This is a genomic window from Paraburkholderia sp. BR10937, assembly GCF_040965695.1.
Lineage (GTDB): Bacteria > Pseudomonadota > Gammaproteobacteria > Burkholderiales > Burkholderiaceae > Paraburkholderia.
The window spans coordinates 52,734-74,862 of sequence record NZ_JBFRCL010000004.1 but is presented as its reverse complement, the minus strand read 5'-3'; the positions used below and the strand labels follow the sequence as shown (position 1 = coordinate 74,862).

Annotated in this window: 18 protein-coding genes, 1 pseudogene and 2 riboswitches; of the genes and pseudogenes, 14 read left to right on the top strand and 5 right to left on the bottom strand. The window is 65.6% G+C overall.

The features are described 5' to 3' along the window. The first annotated feature begins 118 nt into the window (after positions 1–118). From AB4Y44_RS04940 to AB4Y44_RS04900, 9 genes are all read left to right on the top strand, one after another. On the top strand, positions 119–1,450 hold the full coding sequence (locus AB4Y44_RS04940; protein ID WP_342919829.1) for an MFS transporter: 1,332 nt from the start codon (positions 119–121) through the stop codon (positions 1,448–1,450). A 74-nt stretch (positions 1,451–1,524) separates the two neighbouring features. Then, a complete protein-coding gene (locus AB4Y44_RS04935; RefSeq protein ID WP_342919830.1) occupies positions 1,525–2,505 on the top strand; it encodes a quinone oxidoreductase in 981 nt (326 codons plus the stop codon). 10 nt (positions 2,506–2,515) lie between these two features. Then, positions 2,516–3,364, top strand: a complete 849-nt coding sequence (locus AB4Y44_RS04930) for a TauD/TfdA family dioxygenase (protein WP_342919831.1) — start codon at positions 2,516–2,518, stop codon at positions 3,362–3,364. Between the two features lie 22 nt (positions 3,365–3,386). Further along, entirely contained in the window at positions 3,387–3,947 is a 561-nt protein-coding gene (locus AB4Y44_RS04925) for an alpha/beta hydrolase (protein ID WP_342919832.1), read from the top strand. Beyond that, a complete protein-coding gene (locus tag AB4Y44_RS04920) occupies positions 3,934–4,644 on the top strand; it encodes a DsbA family oxidoreductase (protein WP_342919833.1) in 711 nt (236 codons plus the stop codon). The genes AB4Y44_RS04925 and AB4Y44_RS04920 overlap by 14 nt, the downstream gene beginning before the upstream one ends. 31 nt (positions 4,645–4,675) lie before the next feature. Continuing rightward, entirely contained in the window at positions 4,676–5,008 is a 333-nt protein-coding gene (locus AB4Y44_RS04915) for a Rieske 2Fe-2S domain-containing protein (RefSeq protein WP_342919834.1), read from the top strand. 58 nt (positions 5,009–5,066) lie between these two features. Beyond that, positions 5,067–6,698 carry a 3-(methylthio)propionyl-CoA ligase gene (locus AB4Y44_RS04910; RefSeq protein WP_368698860.1) on the top strand — a complete coding sequence of 544 codons (1,632 nt, stop codon included), beginning with the start codon at positions 5,067–5,069 and terminating at the stop codon, positions 6,696–6,698. A gap of 109 nt (positions 6,699–6,807) precedes the next feature. After that, on the top strand, positions 6,808–7,959 hold the full coding sequence (locus tag AB4Y44_RS04905; protein ID WP_342919836.1) for a porin: 1,152 nt from the start codon (positions 6,808–6,810) through the stop codon (positions 7,957–7,959). Between the two features lie 33 nt (positions 7,960–7,992). After that, a complete protein-coding gene (locus AB4Y44_RS04900; RefSeq protein WP_342919837.1) occupies positions 7,993–8,373 on the top strand; it encodes a BON domain-containing protein in 381 nt (126 codons plus the stop codon). Positions 8,374–8,607: 234 nt separating this feature from the next. Here the strand turns inward: AB4Y44_RS04900 and AB4Y44_RS04895 are convergent, their stop codons facing one another. Beyond that, positions 8,608–9,417 carry a DUF2182 domain-containing protein gene (locus tag AB4Y44_RS04895; RefSeq protein ID WP_368698859.1) on the bottom strand — a complete coding sequence of 270 codons (810 nt, stop codon included), beginning with the start codon at positions 9,415–9,417 and terminating at the stop codon, positions 8,608–8,610. 8 nt (positions 9,418–9,425) lie between these two features. Continuing rightward, a complete protein-coding gene (locus AB4Y44_RS04890) occupies positions 9,426–10,190 on the bottom strand; it encodes a DUF899 domain-containing protein (protein WP_342919839.1) in 765 nt (254 codons plus the stop codon). A 149-nt stretch (positions 10,191–10,339) separates the two neighbouring features. Between AB4Y44_RS04890 and AB4Y44_RS04885 the strand changes: the two genes are divergently transcribed. Then, entirely contained in the window at positions 10,340–11,599 is a 1,260-nt protein-coding gene (locus tag AB4Y44_RS04885) for a helix-turn-helix domain-containing protein (RefSeq protein WP_368698858.1), read from the top strand. Beyond that, positions 11,596–12,237 (top strand): glutamine cyclotransferase, encoded by a 642-nt coding sequence (locus AB4Y44_RS04880; RefSeq protein WP_368698857.1) that lies wholly within the window; start codon positions 11,596–11,598, stop codon positions 12,235–12,237. Before AB4Y44_RS04885 ends, AB4Y44_RS04880 begins: the two co-directional genes overlap by 4 nt. A gap of 48 nt (positions 12,238–12,285) precedes the next feature. On the opposite strand, the gene AB4Y44_RS04875 is transcribed toward AB4Y44_RS04880, so the two are convergent. Beyond that, a complete protein-coding gene (locus AB4Y44_RS04875; RefSeq protein WP_368698856.1) occupies positions 12,286–14,217 on the bottom strand; it encodes a TonB-dependent receptor in 1,932 nt (643 codons plus the stop codon). 104 nt (positions 14,218–14,321) lie between these two features. Continuing rightward, a riboswitch (cobalamin riboswitch) is annotated at positions 14,322–14,504 on the bottom strand. A 90-nt stretch (positions 14,505–14,594) separates the two neighbouring features. Further along, positions 14,595–14,729, top strand: a riboswitch (cobalamin riboswitch). 246 nt (positions 14,730–14,975) lie between these two features. Here AB4Y44_RS04875 and AB4Y44_RS04870 point away from each other — a divergent pair. Then, entirely contained in the window at positions 14,976–16,067 is a 1,092-nt protein-coding gene (locus tag AB4Y44_RS04870) for a porin (protein WP_368698855.1), read from the top strand. Positions 16,068–16,127: 60 nt separating this feature from the next. Here AB4Y44_RS04870 and AB4Y44_RS04865 read toward each other — a convergent pair whose 3' ends face one another. Further along, positions 16,128–18,089 (bottom strand): phosphatase PAP2 family protein, encoded by a 1,962-nt coding sequence (locus AB4Y44_RS04865; protein ID WP_342919844.1) that lies wholly within the window; start codon positions 18,087–18,089, stop codon positions 16,128–16,130. 159 nt (positions 18,090–18,248) lie between these two features. After that, positions 18,249–19,832, bottom strand: a complete 1,584-nt coding sequence (locus AB4Y44_RS04860; protein WP_342919845.1) for an MFS transporter — start codon at positions 19,830–19,832, stop codon at positions 18,249–18,251. Between the two features lie 317 nt (positions 19,833–20,149). On the opposite strand from AB4Y44_RS04860, the pseudogene AB4Y44_RS04855 reads away from it, so the two are divergent. Further along, positions 20,150–20,506, top strand: a pseudogene (locus AB4Y44_RS04855) (DUF305 domain-containing protein); the annotation flags it as partial. A 65-nt stretch (positions 20,507–20,571) separates the two neighbouring features. Then, the gene (locus AB4Y44_RS04850; protein ID WP_342919847.1) at positions 20,572–22,047 is read left to right on the top strand and encodes a hypothetical protein; all 1,476 of its coding nucleotides are present in this window, start codon (positions 20,572–20,574) and stop codon (positions 22,045–22,047) included. The last annotated feature ends 82 nt before the right edge of the window (positions 22,048–22,129 follow it).

Genomic DNA, 22,129 nt, shown 5'->3' with positions numbered 1-22,129 from the left:
CGAGCAGATGTGCGAGCACGGGCCTCGAAACGGGTATGTGACGCTTGCCTTGTGGCCGCCGGCAGACCTGAGAGAACAACGGAACCCGACGAAGAGCGGGCTACCACGGAGACAACCCATGCTCACGCATGCCGAGCCCACCGCGGGCGAATTGACGAAGACCGAGACGAACGTACGCGTATATGCGTGGGTAGTGTTCGCCTTGACGGTCGGGCTGCTGCTTTCGGACTACATGTCGCGGCAGGTCCTGAATGCAGTGTTCCCGCTGCTCAAGACCACATGGAATCTTTCGGATACGCAGCTCGGCTCGCTGAGCAGCGTGGTCGCGCTGATGGTGGGTGTGCTCACGTTTCCGTTGTCGGTGCTCGCCGACCGCTGGGGCCGCGTGAAGAGCATCGTCCTGATGGCGGCGCTGTGGAGCATCGCCACGCTTGGCTGCGCGCTTTCGACGAACTACGGCGAAATGCTGCTTGCACGCGCCTTCGTCGGCATCGGCGAAGCGGCTTATGGCAGCGTGGGGATTGCCGTTGTCCTGAGTATTTTTCCAGTGCGGCTGCGCTCCACGATTACGGGCGCATTCATGGCGGGCGGCGCCTTCGGCTCGGTGCTGGGCATGGCGCTGGGCGGCGCGGTGGCTGCGCAGCATGGCTGGCGCGCGGCGTTTGGCGCGATGGCAGCCATGGGGATCGTGCTCGTCGTGATTTATCGCATCGTCGTCACGGAGAAGCGCATTGCCGCGCTGCAGCCGGCAAGCGTGAGCCGCGAGGCGAATGGCCTCGGGATGCGCATGAGCCTGCGCGCGCTGCTCAAGGGCCTGTTTTCCACGCGCTCCGTGGTGTGCGCGTATGTGGGCAGCGGCGTGCATCTGCTCGTGCCGGCGGCCGTGTGGAGCTGGCTGCCGAGCTTTTTGAACCGCTACTACGGCATGGCGACCGGCAAAGCGGCCGCGACCGCCGCACTGTTCGTGCTGGTGACGGGCGTTGGCATGGTGGTGTGCGGCAATCTCGCGGACCGCTTCAGCAAGGAAAACGGCGCGCGCAAATGGAGCATTGCCATTACGTACTGCCTGATCTGCTTCGCGCTGCTCGCGGTCGGCTTGCGCATTCCGGCGGGCCCGGCACAGCTGGTTCTGATCGGCGCGGCCATGTTCTTCTGCGCTGGCGCAGCGGGCCCTTCGGGCGCGATGGTGGCGAACCTCACGCCGCCTTCGATCCACGCCTCGGCGTTCGCCACGCTCACGCTGGCGAACAACCTGCTCGGCCTCGCGCCTGCCGCGGTGCTCACGGGCATCGCCGCCGACCATATCGGCCTGCTTGGCGCGCTGCAGCTCGTACCGTTTGCGCCGCTCGTGGCAGCAGCTGTTTTCCTGATCGGCAAGCGCAACTACGCTGTCGATCTGGATCGTGTGAACACACTGCGCGAAGAAGCCGGTGGCCACGCACAACGATGAAATTGAACAAGTAGTTTGAGTCAGCTTGACTGAGTTCGAGTCAATGCGTTCGAGTAAAGGATAGGAGATTGAACATGGCGAAAGCAGTGCGCTTCCACGAAACCGGCGGTCCCGAAGTCTTGCGCTACGAGAGCGTCGAAGTGGGCGATCCCGGCCCCGGACAGGTCCGTCTGCGCCATGAGGCAGTCGGCCTGAATTTCGCGGATACCTACTTCCGCTCCGGCCTGTACCCCGTGCCGCTGCCTGCCGGCATGGGCGTGGAAGCCGCGGGCGTGGTCGAGGCCGTGGGTTCCGAAGTGAGCAACGTGGCGGTGGGCGACCGCGTGACTTACACCGGCTTCATCAACACGCTCGGCGCGTACAGCACCGAACGCCTGATTCCGGCGGCCCCGCTCATCAAGCTGCCCGACGCGATCGCGTGCGAAACGGCGGCTGGCATGACCATGCGAGGCCTCACCTCGTCGTATCTCATGCGCCGCATTCACGACTTCAAGGCAGGCGACACGATCCTGCTGCATGCCGCAGCAGGCGGTGTCGGTCTGATCGTCTCGCAGTGGGCGAAGCTGCTGGGCCTCACGGTGATCGGCACGGTGTCGAACGAGGCGAAGGGCGAAGTGGCGCGCGCGCATGGCTGCGATCACATCGTGTACTACGGCCGTGAAGATGTCGCGAAGCGTGTGCGCGAACTGACCAGCGGCGTGGGCGTGAACGTGGTGTTCGACAGCGTGGGCAAGGATACCTTCGAGGCGTCGCTCGACTCGCTCAAGCGCCGCGGCCTGATGGTTTGCGTCGGCACGGCTTCGGGTCCGATTCCGCCGTTCAATCCGCAGATCCTCGCGATGAAGGGCTCGCTCTATCTCACGCGGCCGGCGCTGGCGGACTATATCGCCGACCCCGCGGAGAAGAACGAGCTGGCCGGCGAGCTGTTCGGGCACGTTGCGGCGGGCCGCATCAAGATCGAACTGAACCAGCGTTACGCGCTGGAAGACGCGGTGCAGGCGCATCGCGACCTCGAAGCACGCAAGACGACAGGGTCGTCGGTCTTCGTCATCTGAGGAGCGCAGCATGAAAGTCGAACAACTGACCTATGCCATCGGCGCGGAACTGACCGGCGTGAATCTCGCCGATGCCGTTCACGACGACGGGCTCTTTGCCGAGATTCGCGCGGCGCTGCTCAAGCACCGCGTCCTGTTCCTGCGCGACCAGAACATCACGCGCACCGAACACGTGGCGTTCGCTCGCCGTTTCGGCGAGCTGGAGGATCATCCGGTGGCGGGCAGCGACCCTGACCATCCGGGCCTCGTGCGCATCTACAAGAACCCGGAGCAGCCCAACGACCGCTACGAAAACGCGTGGCACGCGGACGCTACCTGGCGCGAGGCGCCGCAGTTCGGCGCGGTGCTGCGCTGCGTGGAGTGCCCGCCCGTGGGCGGCGACACCATGTGGGCGAACATGGTGCTCGCCTACGAGAAGCTGCCGGAACACGTGAAGGCGCAGATTGCCGGCCTGTATGCGCGCCACAGCATCGAGGCGAGCTTCGGCGCGGCCATGCCGATCGAGAAACGCCATGGCTTGAAGGCGCAGTTTCCCGACGCAGAGCACCCGGTGGTGCGCACGCATCCGGAGACCGGCGAGAAAGTGCTGTTCGTGAGCGCATTCACGACGCACTTCACGAACTATCACACGCCCGAGCGCGTGCGTTTCGGGCAGGACGCCAATCCGGGTGCGGGCGACCTGCTGCGCTATCTCGTGAGCCAGGCCTATATTCCGGAGTACCAGGTACGCTGGCGCTGGAAGCCGAACAGCATCGCGATCTGGGACAACCGCAGCACCCAGCACTATGCGGTGATGGACTACCCGCCGTGCCACCGCAAGATGGAACGCGCCGGCATCGTCGGCGACAAGCCGTACTGAAGCGCGCAGGAGATCTTTACAAATGACGCTGAAGACCACACCGACCATCCTGATGGTCCCGGGGTTGCGCGACCACGTGGCGGAGCACTGGCAAACGCTGCTGCAGCAGAAGCTGCCCAACGCGGCTTCGGTGCCGCCGCTCGAGCACGACAAGCTCAGCTGCGCGGCGCGCGTAGCCGCGCTCGACGCGGCGCTCGCGAAGATCGACGGTCCCGTCATTCTCGTGGCGCACAGCGCGGGCGTGATGATCACCGTGCATTGGGCGCAGCAGCACAGCCGCAAGATTCACGGCGCGCTGCTCGCCGCGCCGGCCGACCTCGAAACGCCGCTGCCGCCGGGTTATCCGGCATTCGATGCACTGGCCGAGAACGGCTGGAACCCGATTCCGCGCACGCCACTGCCGTTCCCGAGCATGGTGGGCGCGAGCCGCAACGATCCGCTCGCGCGCTTCGAGCGCGTGGAGGCCATGGCGAAAGACTGGGGCAGCAGCCTCGTCGACCTGGGCGAAGTCGGCCACCTGAATCCCGCAGCGGGTTTCGGCGAATGGCCGATGGCGGAGATGTTGATTCATGAACTTGTCTGATCAAAAGTGGGCGGCACAGGCGAGTCGCGACGCGGGCGAGCCGGCCGTGCTGACGATCGAAGCGTTCTTCGACTTCATCTGCCCGTGGTGCCTGATCGGCAAGCGCAATCTGGACGAAGCGCTCGCGCGTTTCGCGAATTCGCGGCCCGACGTGCGCGTGCGTGTGCAGTGGCGTTCGCACCAGCTGCTGCCGTGGACGCCGCTCGAAGGCCTGCCGTATCAGGCGTTCTATCGCGACCGCCTGGGCAGCGCCGAAGCGGTCGCGGCGCGGCGTGCGCAGGTGCAGCGCGCGGGACGCGACGCGGGTGTCGAGTTCGCATTCGAGCGCATCGAGCTGATGCCGAACACCGCGGCCGCGCACGACCTCGTCACGTTTGCCGTTAGCCGCGGCACGCGCGAACAGAGTGCGGCGCTGATCGACCGCGTGCTCGAGGCCTATTTCATGGAAGGCCAGAACATCGGCGATTACGCGGTGCTCGAACGCCTGGGTATCGAATGCGGCCTCGAGCGCGAGAGCCTGGCGACGCACATCGCCGCGTCGAAACGCCTCGCGGACCCGACCGGTCAGCGCGTGCCCTATGCCGAACCGCAGGTGAACGGCGTGCCGTATTTCGTGTTCAACACGGGTTATTCGCTCTCGGGCGTGCATTCGCCGGTGGCGATGGCCGGCGCGATGGCGCTGGCGGTCGCGCACTGAGGCGAGCTAAAGGAAGCCGAGGGGAACGGGAATGACACGTGAAGTACCGGTCGGCACGGCCGACGAACTTGCGCCGGGCGAGCGCAAGCTGGTTTTCGTCGATGGCCGCAGCATCGTCCTGTTCAATATCGAAGGACAGCTGCACGCGATCGACAATTCGTGCCCTCACAACGGCGCTTCGCTCGCGAGCGGCCCGCTCGAAGGATGCGTGGTGCGCTGCCCGGCGCATGGACTGCGCTTCGACGTGCGCAGCGGCTGTATGCCGGGCGCGGGTGGGCTGAAGCTCACGACATTTGCTGTGCGTACCGCGGAAGGAAAGCTGCTGGTGAGCGTGATGGAAACGCCGGCTTCGAGCCAGGCATAGCCGCGCGGCATCGCACTCAAGAACCGCATACGTACCAAGTCACTTAGGATAGCAAACCATGCAAGGTCTGATGATGGAGCAACCGCTCCTGGTTGCTTCGCTGCTCAAGCACGCAGAACGCCATCACGGCGCGCGGGAAATCGTCTCGCGCCGCGTGGAAGGCGATATTCACCGCTACCGCTATCAGGATCTCGCGCAGCGCGCGCGCCGCATGGCGAATGCGCTGTCGAGCCTCGTCATTGCGCCGGGCGAGCGCGTGGCGACGCTGGCGTGGAATGGCTACCGTCACATGGAGCTGTACTTCGCGGTATCGGGATCGGGTGCCGTGCTCCATACACTGAATCCGCGCCTGCATGCCGACCAGCTCGTGTACATCATCGAGCATGCGCAGGACCGCGTGATTTTCTTCGATCTCACGTTTCTCCCGCTCATCGAAAGTGTCGCGTCACGCGTGACGACGCCGAAGTTCTTCATTGCCATGACCGATCGCGCGAATATGCCGCGCAACCATGGTCTTGGATCGAGACTGCTCTGCTATGAGGACCTGATCGGCAATCACAAGGACGATTTCGAATGGCCGCTGCTCGATGAAAACAGCGCCTCGTCGCTCTGCTATACGTCGGGCACGACCGGCAACCCGAAAGGCGTGCTCTATAGCCACCGCTCGACGCTGCTGCACACCTTCGCGGCGGCGCTGCCCGATGCGTTGAACTGCTCGGCGCGCGACACGATCCTGCCGGTGGTGCCGATGTTCCATGTGAATGCGTGGGGCCTGCCGTACATCGCCTGCATGACCGGCGCGAAGCTCGTGTTTCCGGGCCCGGCGCTCGACGGCAAGTCGCTGTATCAACTGATCGAGGAAGAGCAGGTCACGGTATCGGCTGGCGTGCCGACGGTCTGGCAAGGGCTGCTTTCGCACGTCGAGTCGGCGGCAGGTTCGTTTTCCTCCATGCGCCGGACGATCATCGGCGGCGCGCCGTGCCCGACCGCAATGACCCAGGCATTCCAGAAATGCCATTACGTCGATGTCCTGCATGCATGGGGCATGACCGAACTGAGCCCGGTCGGCACGGTTTGCAGCTTCAAGGCGCATCAGACCGAACTGGCCGAAGACGCCCGCTATGCGCTGCAGGCGAAGCAGGGGCGCTCGGTGTTCGGCATCGACATGAAGATCGTCGATGCCGCGGGCGAGGAACTGCCCTGGGACGGCAATGCCGCCGGCGACCTGCAGGTGCGCGGCCACTGGGTCGCGAGCGAATACTTCGGCGGCGACTACGCGTCACCGCTGCAGGACGGCTGGTTCCCGACCGGCGACGTGGCGAAAATCGATGCCGATGGTTTCATGCAGATCGTCGATCGCAGCAAGGACGTCATCAAGTCGGGCGGAGAGTGGATCAGCTCCGCCGACATCGAGAACGTCGCGAGCCTGCACCCCGAAGTCGCGACGGCGGTGTGCATTGCGGCGCGTCACCCGAAGTGGGACGAGCGGCCGCTCTTGCTGATCGTGAAGAAGCCGGGCAGCGCACTCGAAGCCGACGACCTGCTCTCGTTCTTCGACGGCCGCGTGGCGAAATGGTGGAAGCCAGACGCCGTGCTGTTCATCGATTGCGTTCCGATCGGCGCGACGGGCAAGGTGCTCAAGAACCAGTTGCGCGATCAATACGGCGGCCACTATTTGCAAGCTGGTTAAGGTCCCAGGTCACAGCGTTTCATTCAGGCAATACCCTTCAGGTCATACCCATCAGGCAACAACAAAAGGCGCCGGGTCCACCTGGCAGCCACACACACGGAGAGAGGCAATGAAATTGAAGTTTGGCAGCGTGGCAGCGCTGATCCTGTTCGCCAGCGCGGCGCATGCGCAATCGTCGGTCACGCTTTATGGCGTGGTGGACACCGGTGTGCTTTACCAGAGCACCTCGGCCGCAAACTTTTCGGGGACCGCCAAGAACCTGGGGAGCGTCTGGCAGCTCAAGGACGGCGGCATCTTTTCGAGCATCTGGGGTTTGAAGGGGACCGAGGACATTGGCGGTGGCTACAAGATCAACTTCAAGCTGCAAGGGTCGTTCACGTCGAATAACGGCAAGCCGGGCCTGTCCGACACGCCGGGCGTGACGGCGCTGTTCAACCAGATCACGACCATCGGTGGATCGGGCTGGTTCGGTTCGATCGACGCGGGCCGGCAGATCATCCCGATGATCTACGCGATGGCGGACACGGACGTTCGCGGCGCGCAGTACTTCGGCAGTATTCTCACCGCGTGGCTGGGCCTCAATCAGGCCGCCGGCTGGCCGGGCACGAGCACCAACGCGCCGATCGGCGCGCTCTATGACAGCAACGCGATCGTCTATAACTCGCCGAAATTCTATGGGGCTTCGCTCGCGCTGGAGTACGCGCCGGGCGGCGTGCCGGGGCAGTTCCAGGGCGGCACGCGCGAGTCGGCCGTGCTCAAGTACTCGAACTACGGCCTGAACCTGGCCGGCGTTTACTACAGCGGGCACGACACCAACCCGTACGCGGGCACCTACCCGACGACGCCGGCCGCGCCGGCGACGGGCCGCAACAACAACAACTTCTATTACGTCGGCGCGATGTACACGATCAGCGGATTCTCGATATCCGGCTCGTTCAGTTCGTCCAATTCGTCCAGCCTGTTCACCAAAGCGACCTACAACTTCGAAATGATCTCGGCCGGCCTGGGTTACCAGTTCAGCCCGGTCTTCAAGGTCACCTCGGGCTACTACTATTTGAAGGACCGCAACAACTCGGCGAATCATTCGAGCGAAGTCGCCGTGGGCGCCGAATACAACCTCTCGAAGGCGACCAAGGCCTACGCCCAGGTCGGCTACGTCAGCAACAAGGGGACCATGAACCAGACGATCATCTACGGGGCGCCGGTCGCGCCGGGCCAGTCGACGACGGCGGCGATGGTGGGTATTCGTCACGCGTTTTGATCCTCATAAACTCAAGAAAGAACGGAGCAATTCATGAAGAAAACTACGGTAGCCGGATTGGCGATCGCGACGCTCGTCGCGGCGGCTTCCATGAGTGCGTGGGCGCAGGGTGACGCGAGCGCGGCTGCGGGGGCGCAGGCGGCGCCGACAACGGCTGCTCCTGGGGCGGCAGTTCCCACGGACAGGCAGGCGAATCGTGCCATGCGCCGCAAGGTGTATGCGGCGATCGGCAAGGACAAGTCGATCGACGCGGGCAATATCAGCGTGCGCGCCAAGGGTGGCGCGATTGCGCTCACCGGGACCGTTTCGGACCCCGCGCAGATCGCCAGGGTCGAGGAAATCGCGAAAGGCGTTCCCGGCGTGACGTCGGTGACCAACAAGCTGACGGTCAAGAAGTCTTTCGGCGGCATGTGATCTGCCACCAGAGGCGCGGAGTGCGGTGAGGCCGGGAGTCCCCCCGGTCGCGCCGGGCTTCGCCCAGCAGCACGGAGGTTGAATCCAGTCGGCCTCTTGCTGTTACTCCGGACTGCTGATAACAATCCGGAGCGTCGATCAGGCTCGTGTGCAGGCGCGAGTCTGGAGGCGTGAGTTCGACGTTAGAGTCGGAGCGTTTTATCGCCGTTTCGCGGGTGCGAAACGGCGATTTTTTTATTCAGCCAACGCCCGCACCAGCATCACCAGGCCCGCCGCAATCGCGGCCACGCCAATCCCGCGCGCGACTCTTGCGCCGCCCGGCGCCCACCTTTCTGCCGCAATCGCCGCCGCGACCAGCGCCATCGCAGGCCGATCCATCACGCCCGCCGCGATCAGCGCCGCCATCAGGTTCCCGCAGCAGTACAGGCAATGCTGGCCGAGATGCAGGCCGTGACGCAGCGCGGCCTGCACATCGAGCCGCGCATGCGCGCGCAACGGCAGGTTCCCGCAGCACGCAAGCCACCTCGCTTTCCACGCGGAGAACTGCAGCACGCCCGCCATCACGATGACAACGCCGGCCAGGGCTGGCGCGGTATGCGCCAACGCAGGCGCCTCGACGGCTAGCGCGGTGAGTTGCACCCCCGCCGCGAACACGAGCATCCCAACCACGAGCCACACAAAGAAATAACCCGCGCCAGCCATCACCGTCAGCCCACCGGCACGCGCCCCGCGTGCCTCGCCCGCAGCCTCGAAATACCGCCACAATGCCGGCGCGACCGCAGGCAACATCATCGCGACCATCATCGCGTTCCACATGCCGGCAAACGATACGGCGGCGTCGAACCAGGTGCGTCCGCACATGGGTGTCCAGAGCGCGGACATCGTCCAGCCGCCAGGCATTGGCATGCCGCCCATCGCCTGCATCGAAGCGCACCAGATGAACGTCGCCGCCGCGCTCGCCGCGCAGACCAGCGACGCAACGCCGAAGAACATCGCGCGCGGTGCCTCGCCGCGCAGCCGTACCGTCATGCCGACGTTATCCATGATGCGCCTCAGCTCTCTGCGTACTCGTCATGCCGGTGCCACCAGATGCCGGCCTCGTTGCGTCCCTTCGGTGCGCGGTCGAGCCACTGGTACATGCCCCACACGCCATCGAGGCCGCGCGCATAGGTCGAGTACGTGTGATAGACCACGCCGTCCTCGAGCACGAACGCGCTCAGGCCCGGACGGTCGCGCGTGTAGGTCGCCGCGTCGGTGCCGCAGCTTGCCGCGAACTCGGCAACGGGGGCGGGCGGCGGATTCATGTCCATGGCGTGGCCGCTGCGCGCGTAGTTGTATTCGATGTCGCCCGCGCGCTGCTGCGCCGTGGTGAACGCCACGTTGAAATCGAAGTTGAAGTCGTTGCCGCTCGACGAGGCCCACGGGAAATGCCATCCCATGCGCTTGCGGTAGCTGAGCAGCTTCGCGAGCGGCGCGCGCGAGACCGCCATGAGCCGCACGTCGTGATTCGCGAGATGCACGGCGATGCCTTCGAAACCATCCGCAATCGACGAGCACGACGGACAGCCCGCCGCGTAATCCGGTCCGAACATGAAGTGATAAACGAGCAGTTGCGAGCGCCCCTTGAAGAGATCGGCGAGCGTGGCGCCGCCCTCTTCGGTTTCGAAGCGATACGTCTTGTCGACGCGCACCCACGGCAACGCCTGGCGTTGCTGCGCCAGTGCGTCGCCGCGGCGCGTGTGTTCTTTCTCGGCGGCGAGCAGTTCGATGCGCGCCGCAAGCCAGTCTTCGCGCGTTCCTGTGGTATGGGTTGCCATTGCCCGGTCCTCCTATGGATTCACTATGGTGGCGGCGCGCTGTGCGCATCGCCATGCCGTTCGATCGATGATTCGTTTGATCGCCGTGTTAGATTAGGTCCGGACCGAGGAGGAGGGGGAGTGACAAGTGTGGCGGGATTCCCATGGCCATGGATTCGTTGATCACGGCGGCGGCGCGCGCGCTCGCGGCCGGTGATCCGCTCGGCGCGCTGAACCGGGTCGCGTTGCGCGACGACGCGCCCGCGCTCGCGCTGCGCGGCATCGCCATGGCGCAGCTCGGCGACTTCGCGCGCGCCAAAGCGCTGCTGCGCAGCGCGGCGCGCGGCTTCGGCTCGCGCGAGGCCGTGGCGCGTGCGCGCTGTGTCGTCGCCGAGGCCGAAATTGCGCTCGCCTCACGCGACCTCGGCTGGCCGACCGATACGCTCGCTGCGGCGCGGCAAACGCTCGAGGCCCATGGCGACCGTCTCAATGCCGCGCACGCACGCTACCTGGAAATACGCCGTTTGCTGCTCATCGGCCGGCTCGACGAGGCCGGCGGCATGCTTGCCGAAGCCGATCCCGCGCCGCTGCCGCCCGCATTGCGCGCGGCGCACGAGCTGATCGCCGCCGGCATTGCCATGCGGCGCATTCAGACGCAGGCGGCGCGGCGCGCGCTCTCCGCGGCCGCGCGCGCCGCGCGTGAGGCGGGCATCGCGGCGCTGAGCGCCGAGATCGAGAGCGCCGCGCTGCTGTTGACCTCGCCGGCGGCGCGCCTCATCGCGCGCGGTGAAGAGCGGGTGCTGCTGCTCGAAGACGTCGAGGCGTTGCTCGCCTCGAAGGCGCTCGTCGTGGACGCGTGCCGCTACGTCGCGCGCGAGGGCCCGACCGTCATCGAACTCGCAAGACGGCCCGTGCTGTTCGTGCTCGCTCGCGCGCTCGCCGAGGCGTGGCCCGCCGACGCGCCGCGCGACGCGCTCATCGCCCGCGCCTTTCGCACGAAGCACGCCGACGAAACGCACCGCGCCCGCCTGCGCGTGGAAATCGGCCGCTTGCGCACGCTGATGCGCGACGTGGCCGAGATCGGCGCGACCCAGCAGGGCTTCGCGCTGGCGCCGCGCCACGCGAGCGAAGTGGTGGTGCTGGCGCGGCCGGTGGAAGAAAAGCACGCCGCCGTGCTGGCTTTTCTCGCCGATGGTGAATCGTGGTCGAGTTCGGCGCTGGCGCTCGCGCTCGGCGCGAGCCAGCGCACCGTGCAGCGTGCGCTCGATTCGCTCGCCGCGGCGGACAAGGTGCAGTCGTTCGGCTTCGGCCGCGCGCGCCGCTGGACCACGCCGCCCGTCCCCGGATTCGCGACGACCTTGTTACTCCCCGCGCCGCTGCCAGGCGACCAGGATGAACCCCTGTCCCTTCATTCAAGGAGGAAACCATGAAACGAACGACTGCCGAAATCGTCCGCGAGTACGGCCCCTTTCCCGGCATCGAGAAGGTGGGCGGGGTCTCGTATGACGGCAAGCACGTGTGGTTCGCCGTGGGCGAGCGCATCGCGTCGCTCGATCCGCAGAGCGGCCAGACGCGGCGCTCGATCGACATCGCGGCGCACGCGGGCACGGCGTTCGACGGCCGGCATCTGTTTCAGATCGCCGAGGACCGCATCCACAAGATCGACCCTGAAACGGGCCGCGTGCTTGCCACGATTCCCGCGCCTGGAGGCGGCGGCGACTCGGGACTCGCGTGGGCGGACGGCACGCTCTGGGTCGGGGTGTATCGCGAGCGCAAGATCCATCAGGTCGATCCGCAGACGGGCGCGATTTTGCGCACGCTCGAATCGAGCCGCTACGTCACGGGCGTGACGTGGGTGGACGGCGAGCTGTGGCACGGCACCTGGGAAGGCGACGAGAGCGACTTGCGGCGCATCGATCCGGGCACGGGCGAAGTGCTGGAACAACTCGACATGCCGCCCGGCACCGCCGTTTCGGGGCTGGAGTCCGATGGCGGCGAGCAGTTCTTCTGCGGCGGCGGCAACAGCGGGAAGATTCGCGCGGTGCGGCGGCCGAAGCGCGAGGGCTAGGCGAGCGGGCGCGCGAAACGCTTGAACGCACCCGCTCGCACGCAACGCTCAGAACGTATAGGTGACCTTGCCAAACGCCGTGCGCCCCAGCGTGTTGTAGCCGTAGGCGGTCACGTACTGCCGGTTGAACACGTTCGCCAGCGTGGCCGAAAGCGCGAGATGCGCATTGACCTTGTACGACGCGCGCAGGCTCACCGTGGTCCACGAAGGCAGGTAGATCGTGTTGAGCTGGTCGTCGAACGTCGAGCCGTTATACAGCAGCGAAACGCCGGTACTGAGCGCGTGGAGCTGGAACTCGTCCCACGTGTGATCTACGCTCAGGCTCGCCGTCTGGCGCGGGCGGCGATTGAGCCAGGTCTGGTCGGTCACGTCCTGCGGATTCAGGATCCCCACCGTGAGGCTCACCGGCGTGGACGTGCCGAGCGTGCCCTTGTACGAGAGGTCGAGCCCCTGAATGTGCGCGCGGCCCACGTTCACGGGCAGGAAGGTCTGCGAGTTGTACGTGATGAGGTCGTGCACCCGCGTGTCGTACACGGCTGCCGTGAACGTGCCGATCGACGTGGTGGCATCGAGCGCGGCTTCGACCGAGTCGCTGCGTTCGGGCAGCAGGTTGGGGTTCGAGTAGCCCGGATAGTACAGGTCGTTGAAGGTCGGCAGGCGGAACGCGTTGCCGTACGAAACGCGCGCCGTGTAGACCGGCGTGATCGCCCAGGACAGCGCGACGTTGCCCGTATTCACCGATTGCCCCTGCACGATTTCGTGCCGCCCCGCCAGAAACAGCGTGACGGGTCCGAGCGTGGTCGACTGATGCATCGACACGGCAGAATCGTTGCGCGCGGGCAGGCCGCCCGGCACATCCACGGGCAGGAACGCCATCTCGCGCGTGTAGTCGTAGGCGAGCTTGGTCTCGCCGTCGAGCGGCATGCCGAAGAGCGTGTGGCCTCTTTCCTGATGCGTGATCGACGTGGAGGTGGAAAAGCGCGTCGAGTCGATCTCGTCGGTCGGGATCGTCGGGTCGTTCGAATAGAGGAACTGACGGTCCGTCGCGTAGCCCACCGACTGGTCGAACTGCGTGGTCGGCGTGATGTCGAGGTGGAACGCGAGGCCGGTCGTGAGCTGGTTGTCGCGCTGGCGGTCGTTGCCTCCCGCGTTGTCGTACGAGAGATCGGAGCGGTGGTAGAGCGCGAAGGTCGAGATCGACCAGTTGTCGTGCGCGTAGCCAAGGCGCGCGTCGAGGTTCTGCGCGTGGTACGGGTTGCGGCCGTCTTCGTGGCCGTAGGCCCAGGGCTGGGTCGCGTCGATGCCCGCCGTGTTGTAGTCGTGCAGGCCCAGTGAGTAGGTGAGGCCGCTCAGTGCGGAAAGCGGCCCGGTCGAGCCGATCGTGCCCGAGGTGCGCACCTGCGTGTCGAAGGTCTTGTTCGAGCCGCCGCCGAACGAGACGGTGGTCTGGTTCGGCTGGTTCGACGCATGGCGCGTGAAGAGCTGCACGACGCCGCCCACGGCATCCGCGCCGAACGAGGCGGCCGCGGGGCCCGAGATCACCTCGACGCGGTCGAACGAGGCGGTCGCCAGATCGGCCCATTCGGCCGTGCCCGTGGTGACGGAGCCTATGCGTATGCCGTCGATGAACACGGCCACCTGGTCGGCCGACGACCCGCGGATGCTCACGCCCGTGTACGACCCCGGCCCGCCGGTCTGCGAGACGGTGACGCCGGGCAGCGTGGCGAGCGCCTGCGCGATGCTTGGGTCGGCGGGGGAGACGCGGTCGAGGTCCTCGCGCGTGAGCACCTGGGTGCTCGCGTAGCGCTGGTCGAACGATTGCGGCAGATGCTGCGCGTCGCCCACGACGAGGATGTTGGGCAGCGTGGTGCCGTCGCCGGCTTGCTGCTGTGCCTGGGTCGGCGATGCGTCCGCGGCATGCGCGATTTGCCACGCACAGGCGAGCGCGGCGGAAGTCAATACGAATTGGCGAAACTTCATGATGCGGTGGCTGGAAACAGCTCCTGAAAAACGGGCTGTCCGTGCAACGGGCGATCGCCGCGTGGGCGATGCTTTGGCGCATTGGGGATCCCCGCCCGTTGCGGCTGCTGGACTCGGCTGATGGCAGGTCTCCTGGCTCGCAGGTCGACGTCCGTTGCCGGCCTTCCCGGTTTCCCAGTGGCACGCTCTGGCATGGACTCGCCGCTAACAGTTGCGGGGGCAGCCGCAGTCTTGCACTGCGTTCCCTTTTGATCCCGTCGCCGGGAACCATCAGCGCGCAAGGGTAATGGCCGCGCATTTGCCGCGTCAACCTTTGACGTGTGTCGTGTGGCGAAAACACCCGGTTTGGCCGCTCCCGCAACTTACGCTATCCTTGCAGCTGTTTTTCGCGCGTAGGCGCTGCACGAGCGAAACGCAGCAGGGAAGCCGGTGAGAATCCGGCGCGGTCGCGCCACTGTGACTGGCTGTCAATCGAGCCAGAAGTCAGACCTCGCTACGTTTATTTCGCGACTCATTCCAGGGCGCGTAACCCAAGGAGCCGTCAATGCACACCCTCCTGCCCTGGAAACGCGGGCCAATCCGGCCACCACCACCGGCCCCGATGCGGCGTAGACCGCTCACGGGCCACCAGGCGTTCGCTGTTCAAAAGCACGCTGGAAATTGACGGATTAACGACGACGTCGGGGCGCCACGCCGCAACAAGCGAGGGCTGACGGCGCTCGTCCATGCATTCTTTACAAGCACAAACAAGAAGACTCATGAACAAGCACATTCTGGCCGCCCTCGGCGGGGCGTTGGCATTCACAGGCGCTGGCGCCTCGGCGCAGCAGGTCACGTTGTACGGTGAGATCGACGCTAGCGTTGACTATGTCAGCGACGTTGCGGGCCGCAGCCAGTATCGCGCAGGCTCGGGCCTGATCGACGGCAGTTTTTGGGGCCTGCAGGGCAGCGAGGATCTCGGCGGCGGCAACGCCGCGATCTTTCGCCTCGAGCGCGGTTTCTCGGTCACCTCTGGCGAAGCCTTCAACGACCATCCGTTCTACGTTGGTCTGCAATCCGAACGATTTGGTACGATTACGCTCGGCCGCCAGTACGACACGATGCACGACTACTTCGCCCCGTTTACGCTGACGGGCGGTGCGGGCGGCACGGCATTCGCGCATCCGTTCGACAACGACAACGCCAACAATTCGTGGCTCGCCTCGAATGCGGTGAAGTTCGCGAGCGCCACATACGGTGGTTTCAGCGCCGGCGCGATGTACGCGTTTTCGAACGCGGCGGGGCGCTTCGCGCAGAACCGCGCCTACGGCTTCGGCGCGCATTACGAGGGCGGCCCGTTCAGCGCCGGTGTAGCGTGGATGCACATCGACGGACGCGGCGCCTCTTCGGTGGGTGCGTACGATACGTCGGTGCTGCCGGGTGCGGGCCTCGTGCCGACCGAGGTCGCGGTGCAGCGCGAAGACACCATTGGCGCGGGCATGAGCTACGCGCTCGGCGACGTGACGCTCGGCGCGGCCTGGTCACGTTCCATTCATACCGGTGTGAGCGAGGCCGATGGCGACGCACCGTTGCCGTCGATCGCCTTCAGCAACTACGAAGTGAATGCGCTTTGGCAGGTGACGCCCGCGTTCTCGCTGGCGGGCATGTATGCCTATACGGGCGCGACCACCGCGCATTGGCATCAAGGTGCGCTGCAGGCCGCCTATCAGCTGTCGAAACGCACGGACGTGTATACCGAGGCGATCTATCAGCGCGCGTCGTCCGGTGCGTTTGCGATGATCAACACCTGCGACCCGTCGGGCGGCCGCAATCAGGTGCTCGTGGCAGCGGGCATCCGGCATCGCTTCTGATTCACACGCAAAACGGCCCCGAACCATCGCGATTCGGGGCCGCTTTGCTGAGTGACTACATCACGAAGCCGAGAGCTTCACCGCAACGCCGGTCGAAGAATAAACGGGCGTGGCCTTGAAGCCATCCACCGTGACCGTCGCGAATTTCACCGATGCGCCGCTGCCGTCGATCACGTCGATCGTATCGCCCGCTTTCGGCGCATAGCCGTTCACGAACTTCACATGCAGCGTGCCGCCCGCCACCGTGAGCTGTCCGCCCACGCGCAGGCGTCCGCCGCCGTCGCCGTCGATGTCGAGTTCGAGCGTCGTGCCGTCGAGCTGCGTGTACTTGCCCGCCACCGTCAACGGCGCGCTCGTCGCCACGGCCACGCCGCCGCCCGACCCGACGTACACGTCGCCGTTGCCGAAGGCCGTGGTCGACGCCGCCGCGAGCACGCCGCCGCTCACCTGCGAGCCGCCCGTGTAGCTGTTGTTGCCCGCGAGCGTGAGCGTGCCGCTGCCCTGCAGCGTGAGCTTGCCCGAGCCGGCGATGTCGTTGCGCCAGGTGTCGGCGGCGTTGAAGCCACCCTGGGTCGAGTCCATGGCCACGATCACGTTGCCGCTGAACGCGCCATAACCGTCTGCAGCACTAAACATGTTCAGACGACCCCAGCCTTCGGCGTCGTCCATGACCGGATAGCCCGAGACGACTTCGGTCGTCTTCAGCACGACGCGGCGCTGGCTGGCGCTCAGGTACGGGAAGCGCGTTTCGAGCAGCACCTCGGCGCCCTTCGGCACGACGGGCGGTGCTTCGGTCGATTCGATCTGGCTGAAGCCAAACGTCATGCGGCGCGCGAATTCCGACTTGTTGGTCGCATAGTCGGCAAAGCGGTCGGTCGCGGTCGTGGACGAATGCGCGAAGGCGGGGAAGGTCGTGGCGCTCGTGCCGGTGGCCTGTTCGAGCGCGCTGTGCGCCTGCGCATAGGCCGCGCTCTTGAGCGTGGCGTTCGCGGGGTCGTAGAGATTCGCGGCGGTGGCGGCGAGCGCGAACATGCGGCCGCCGATCACGTCGAGCGGCGAATGCATGCCCGCGAGAATGCGGTTTTCGCCGAGTTCGAGGCCGCGACTCGCCATTTCCTGGTAGCGCTCGGGCACGAGGTACGCCATGGTCATCGCGTCGCGCATGGCTTCGGCTTCGTGGCCGCTGATGAAGCCGCCGTCCGTCGAAGGCGTCGTGCTGATGGCCGGCACGAGCGTGGGATCGACCACGACGCTCGTGCTCCAGCGGAACGGCCGTGCGTACTTGTAGAAGCGCTTGGCGGGCTCGGTGGAAGCGTTGTTGCCCATCGTGTTGAGCAGGTCGACCACCTTGCCGAAGGTCGCGTTGCTCGTGCTGCCCACGCCCGTGTTGTTGCCCGAGTCGTTGTAGAGCGTCGTGGTCGCGTCCGCGGGAATCGACGTGATGCTCGTGATTTGCTGCGCAGCCGAGCGCCAGGCGGCGGTGAGCGGCCCCATGCCGTCGGTCACGCTGTAGCCCTTGCCGCGCCGGTCGTCGTAGTAGGCCGCGTCGGCCTGCGCCTGGGTGCGCTGCGTCGTTGCGGTCACGACGTACTGGATGTTCGCGTTCAGCACCGTGCTGTTGAGGATCGTGCCGTTGGGCGTGCCGTCGGTGGGGACACCCGTCCACGTCGACTGCACGACCGCGGGGAATGTGCCGTTGGCCGGCGCGGAAACGCCCGCGTCCACGAGCAGCGTGAGCGGCTGCCAGAGATCGAGGAAGCGCGCCACCACGCGTACGCCCGCATTGGTTGCGAGCGTGGCGTAACGCGCGTCGCCGCGCTGGTTGGTCGCGATGTTGTCGACGAAGGCGGGGACGTCGGGAATCGGTGCGTTGTCCACGAAGCCGGGGTCGGCAGGCGGCGCGGGAATGGCAACAGTGGTGGCGGGATCGCTATTGCCGCCTCCGCAGGCGGTCAGCGCGGCAACGCTGGTAAGCACTGCCAGGTAGACCGGCAGTGCAGTTCGATGGCGTGATGCGGGCATGCTGAGGGCTCCGTCGTCGTGATTGATGCGGTGTGGTTATTCCTGACTGACGGCGGCGAATTATGCTTACCCTCGATTACTCCCTAATTACTAATTTATTACGCAGATGTTAAACGGTAATAGAAATGAAGTACCGGCGAAATATTTTGCGTCGTTCATTTACGGCTGCGCCTCGAGATAGCCGACCCGCACGGGCGGCACGAACCACGCGAGACACAGGCCGGCCAGCGCGGCCACGGCAGCGACGATCAGGCCCATATGGATCGAGTCCACGAGCGCGCTGCGCGCCGAGTTCATCATCGCGTCGCCGGCATGGCCGGCGCTCACGAGGCGGCTGATCAGCGCAGCCTGATCGGCGCGGTCCACGAGCAGTTCGGGACTCGCGAACGACTTGAACCACTGCGTCGCCTGATACGAGTCGAGCGAGCGATTCACGCCCATGGTGTAAACATGCCCGAGCAGCGCGCCGGTCATCGCCGTGCCCAGCATGCCGCCGAACGTGCGCAGCGATTGCAGCATCGCCGTGGCGGCGCCGAGATGGTCGCGCGAAACGATCTGCTGCGAGCAGACCGTGAGGCTCGTGCCCACGAGGCCCAGCCCCAGGCCGCTCGCGCCCATGCACGCCATCCACACGAGATGCGGCTCGTTGCCTCGCAGCACGACCACCGCGAGGCTCGCGAATGCCGCCAACGCGAAGCCGACGTAGAGGATCGCGTTGGCGCGCCGGATGCGCGTGACCACGCGATTGTTCACGAAACTGCCGACCGTCGTGCCGAGCAGCAGCGGCGTGATCAGCATGCCCGAGGCGCGCGGCGACATCGCATAGCCTCCCTGGAACAGCAGCGGCACATAGAACACGAGCGAGAACAACGCAAACCCGCCCAGCACCGACATCGCAAAGAGCGGCCCGAGCTTGCGGTCGAGCAGCATGTCCACGGGGATGATCGGATAGCCCATGCGCTTTTCCCAGAAGAAAAGCGTCAGCGAACACACCAGCACGATCACCGCGAGCACGATCGTCGAAGTCGTCCAGCCCTGCCTCGGCAAAAGCTCGATGGCGAGCTGCAGCGCGCCGAACGTGACGGCGACGACGCACGCGCCGAGCCAGTCGAGACGCAGCCGCGCGCCTTCGCGGACATGGTGCAGATGCGGCAGGAAAGCGTGCACGAAGAAGAGCGCGACCACGCCCACCGGCACGTTGACGAAGAACACGAGGCGCCAGCTGCCGTGCTGGGTCAGCATGCCCCCGAGCGTTGGCCCGACCACGTTCGCCAGGCCGAACGCAGAGGAGACGAACACCAGCCAGCGCAGGCGTAGCCGCGGATCGGGGAACAGGTCGGCGACGGTCGCGAACACCGTCCCCATCATGATGCCGCCGCCGATGCCCTGCAGGCCGCGCGCGAGCACGAGAAACAGCATGTTGGTCGCGACCCCGCAGAGCACCGAGGCGAGGGTGAAGAGGAGGATGGCTGCGAGCATGAAGGGTTTGCGGCCGAACAGATCGCCCAGACGCCCGAAGATCGGAATCGTGATGACCGACGCGAGCATGTAGGCCGTTGCGACCCATGCATAGAGTTCGAAGCCCTTAAGCTCTGCAACGATGCGCGGCAAAGCGGTGCCGACGATGGTCTGGTCGAGCGCGATCAGCATCGAAACCGACGCGACGCCGAGCATCGCCAATACCGACTCGCGAAACGGCAACAGCTGCCGCGCTTGATCGTGAAGCCCAATGCTCGTGGCCATGTAGCGCTCCTCACCGCGGCGACGCGGCTAATCTGCTATGCGGTGCCCGGCAAAAGATCAATCGGTCGGGCCCGCGCGTGCGACCTTCATGCGCTGTGCAATGATGGTACGCCCGCTTACGCGAATGTCACGGGGCGAACGCGCTATCAAAGATGTTATTCCACCCGGCCCGCGCGAGGCTCGTGAGTCGGGAAGCGTTTGCCAACGTTTCGCGGTTCGTCGATCCGCACTTCAATTTCGCTCGGCATGGAGTAAATCGGCGAGTCCGTTGTTTGCCTTCACGTCGAACGGGATTCGACCGATACGGAGGGGACGTCATGAACGCTGCAATTCGACTCGTTTTGCGGGCAACGGCGAGCGGTGTGGCCGTGCTTTCCCTGGCCGGTCTATGCGTCGCGTCGTCGGGTGACGCTGGAGCGTCTCGCGATAGTGAAGAAAGCTCGTTTCTCTCTGAAAACGACGCGGCCATGACGAAGATGATGACGGGGATGGCGGCCAGGCCCACGGGCGACATCGATCGCGATTTCGTCGCAACAATGATTCCCCATCACCAGGGTGCCATCGATATGGCCATGGCGGAACTGCGGCATGGACACAACGAGCAGTTACGCCGGATCGCCCAGGAGATCGTGGTCGAGCAACAGCAGGAGATCGTTGCCATGCGCCTCGCGGTGCATGACGCGAAGCCGGCGCCGATGTCGCACTGACCCACTCGCATCAAAACGCAGGAGACAACGTCATGAAAACCAACGCCATGCTTGGCGCGGCCCTGACTGCCGTCGCGCTTGCCGCCGCCACGCTCGCCGAGGCGGGGCAGGTCCCCGGCTCGCTGGCGGCCGCCGATATTCCGGTGAGCCATCGGGACCGCGTTTATTCGTCTGATCAGTTTTCGAACACCGTGTCGATCATCGATCCCGCGGCCAATCGTCTGGTCGGTGTCATCCGGCTCGGGGAGCCGACTCCGGCCAACTTCAGCCCGCTCTATCACGGTCAGTTGCTCGTGCACGGGATGGGCTTTTCGCCCGATCACCGCACACTGGCCATTGTCTCCATCGGCTCGAACTCGGTGACCTTCATCGATACGCAAACCAATGCGGTCAAGCACGTGACCTATGTGGGCCGCTCCCCGCACGAGGCATTCTTCACGCCTGACGGCAAGGAGGTGTGGGTGACCGTGCGCGGTGAGAATTACGTCGATGTGCTCGACGGCAAGAGCTTCGAAGAGAAGACGCGCATTGTGGTGCCAGCCGGGCCGGGCATGCAGATCTTCTCGCCCGATGGAAAGTACGGCTATATCTGTTCGTCCTTCAACCCGGAAACCGATGTCGTTTCGGTAGCCGATCACAAGGTCGTGGCCCGCGTGACACAGGCGAGCCCGTTCTGCCCGAACATCGCGGCAACGCCGGATGGCCGGCAGGTCTGGTTCACGCTGAAGGATGTGGGCAAGACCCAGGTGTTCGACGCCCGCCCGCCGTTTGCATTGCTGAAAACGCTCGATACGGGGCCGATCACCAATCACGTGAACATCGTGCAGAACGCCCACGGCATGTTTGCATACGTGACGGTAGGCGGCCTGAACCAGATCAAGGTGTTCCGCACCGACGACTTTTCGCAGGTGGCGACCATTGCGGTCGGCAGCCTGCCGCACGGCATCTGGCCGTCGGGCGACGGGACGCGTGTCTACGTGGGCCTCGAAAACGGCGATGCGCTGACGGCAATCGACACGCTGACCAACCAGGTCGTCGCCACGGTGCCGGTCGGCCAGGCGCCGCAAGCCGTGGCGTACGTGCCCGACGCCGTGCCGGATGGCGACGGCACGGCCAACACGCAGCCGCTCGGCGCGGCGGGCGAGGCAACGCACGTGATGCTGATTCCGGTGGGTGGCACCGCGGCCGACCATGGCGCTGCGCCCACTTCAGTGGCATTGTTCGATCAGGGATTGCTGCAGGTGCTGCAGGCTGCGGTGACGGGATTGCAGGCGGGCCAGCCGTATTTCCTCGGACTTTCTGACCACGCCGACGGCAGTGGCCGCATCGACGTCCTCGCGAGCTTCAAGGCCAACCCGGCCGGCTCCGCGATCGTCAACACGCTGGGGCAGATTCGACAGGTCGTCGTGCCCGGCACGCCGGGCGTGTCCGATCACCGGCGATATCTCGTGATCGCGCCGAGCGTGGGCGGCGCGCCCGGACCGGCAGTGCAGGTGCAGGCCTTGTGAAGATCCCAGGAATCGTCTTCGTCATTTCGAATTCCTTAGTAAAGACTTACGGCTCGGGCGACACTGTTTGTTTGACCACGTA

What these genes read in the sequence shown, in the direction of transcription:
- AB4Y44_RS04940 (WP_342919829.1), top strand. Translation starts at nt 119, where the DNA reads ATGCTCACGCATGCCGAGCCCACCGCGGGCGAATTGACGAAGACCGAG.
- AB4Y44_RS04935 (WP_342919830.1), top strand. Translation starts at nt 1,525, where the DNA reads ATGGCGAAAGCAGTGCGCTTCCACGAAACCGGCGGTCCCGAAGTCTTG.
- AB4Y44_RS04930 (WP_342919831.1), top strand. Translation starts at nt 2,516, where the DNA reads ATGAAAGTCGAACAACTGACCTATGCCATCGGCGCGGAACTGACCGGC.
- AB4Y44_RS04925 (WP_342919832.1), top strand. Translation starts at nt 3,387, where the DNA reads ATGACGCTGAAGACCACACCGACCATCCTGATGGTCCCGGGGTTGCGC.
- AB4Y44_RS04920 (WP_342919833.1), top strand. Translation starts at nt 3,934, where the DNA reads ATGAACTTGTCTGATCAAAAGTGGGCGGCACAGGCGAGTCGCGACGCG.
- AB4Y44_RS04915 (WP_342919834.1), top strand. Translation starts at nt 4,676, where the DNA reads ATGACACGTGAAGTACCGGTCGGCACGGCCGACGAACTTGCGCCGGGC.
- AB4Y44_RS04910 (WP_368698860.1), top strand. Translation starts at nt 5,067, where the DNA reads ATGCAAGGTCTGATGATGGAGCAACCGCTCCTGGTTGCTTCGCTGCTC.
- AB4Y44_RS04905 (WP_342919836.1), top strand. Translation starts at nt 6,808, where the DNA reads ATGAAATTGAAGTTTGGCAGCGTGGCAGCGCTGATCCTGTTCGCCAGC.
- AB4Y44_RS04900 (WP_342919837.1), top strand. Translation starts at nt 7,993, where the DNA reads ATGAAGAAAACTACGGTAGCCGGATTGGCGATCGCGACGCTCGTCGCG.
- AB4Y44_RS04895 (WP_368698859.1), bottom strand. Translation starts at nt 9,417, where the DNA reads ATGGATAACGTCGGCATGACGGTACGGCTGCGCGGCGAGGCACCGCGC.
- AB4Y44_RS04890 (WP_342919839.1), bottom strand. Translation starts at nt 10,190, where the DNA reads ATGGCAACCCATACCACAGGAACGCGCGAAGACTGGCTTGCGGCGCGC.
- AB4Y44_RS04885 (WP_368698858.1), top strand. Translation starts at nt 10,340, where the DNA reads ATGGATTCGTTGATCACGGCGGCGGCGCGCGCGCTCGCGGCCGGTGAT.
- AB4Y44_RS04880 (WP_368698857.1), top strand. Translation starts at nt 11,596, where the DNA reads ATGAAACGAACGACTGCCGAAATCGTCCGCGAGTACGGCCCCTTTCCC.
- AB4Y44_RS04875 (WP_368698856.1), bottom strand. Translation starts at nt 14,217, where the DNA reads ATGAAGTTTCGCCAATTCGTATTGACTTCCGCCGCGCTCGCCTGTGCG.
- AB4Y44_RS04870 (WP_368698855.1), top strand. Translation starts at nt 14,976, where the DNA reads ATGAACAAGCACATTCTGGCCGCCCTCGGCGGGGCGTTGGCATTCACA.
- AB4Y44_RS04865 (WP_342919844.1), bottom strand. Translation starts at nt 18,089, where the DNA reads ATGCCCGCATCACGCCATCGAACTGCACTGCCGGTCTACCTGGCAGTG.
- AB4Y44_RS04860 (WP_342919845.1), bottom strand. Translation starts at nt 19,832, where the DNA reads ATGGCCACGAGCATTGGGCTTCACGATCAAGCGCGGCAGCTGTTGCCG.
- AB4Y44_RS04850 (WP_342919847.1), top strand. Translation starts at nt 20,572, where the DNA reads ATGAAAACCAACGCCATGCTTGGCGCGGCCCTGACTGCCGTCGCGCTT.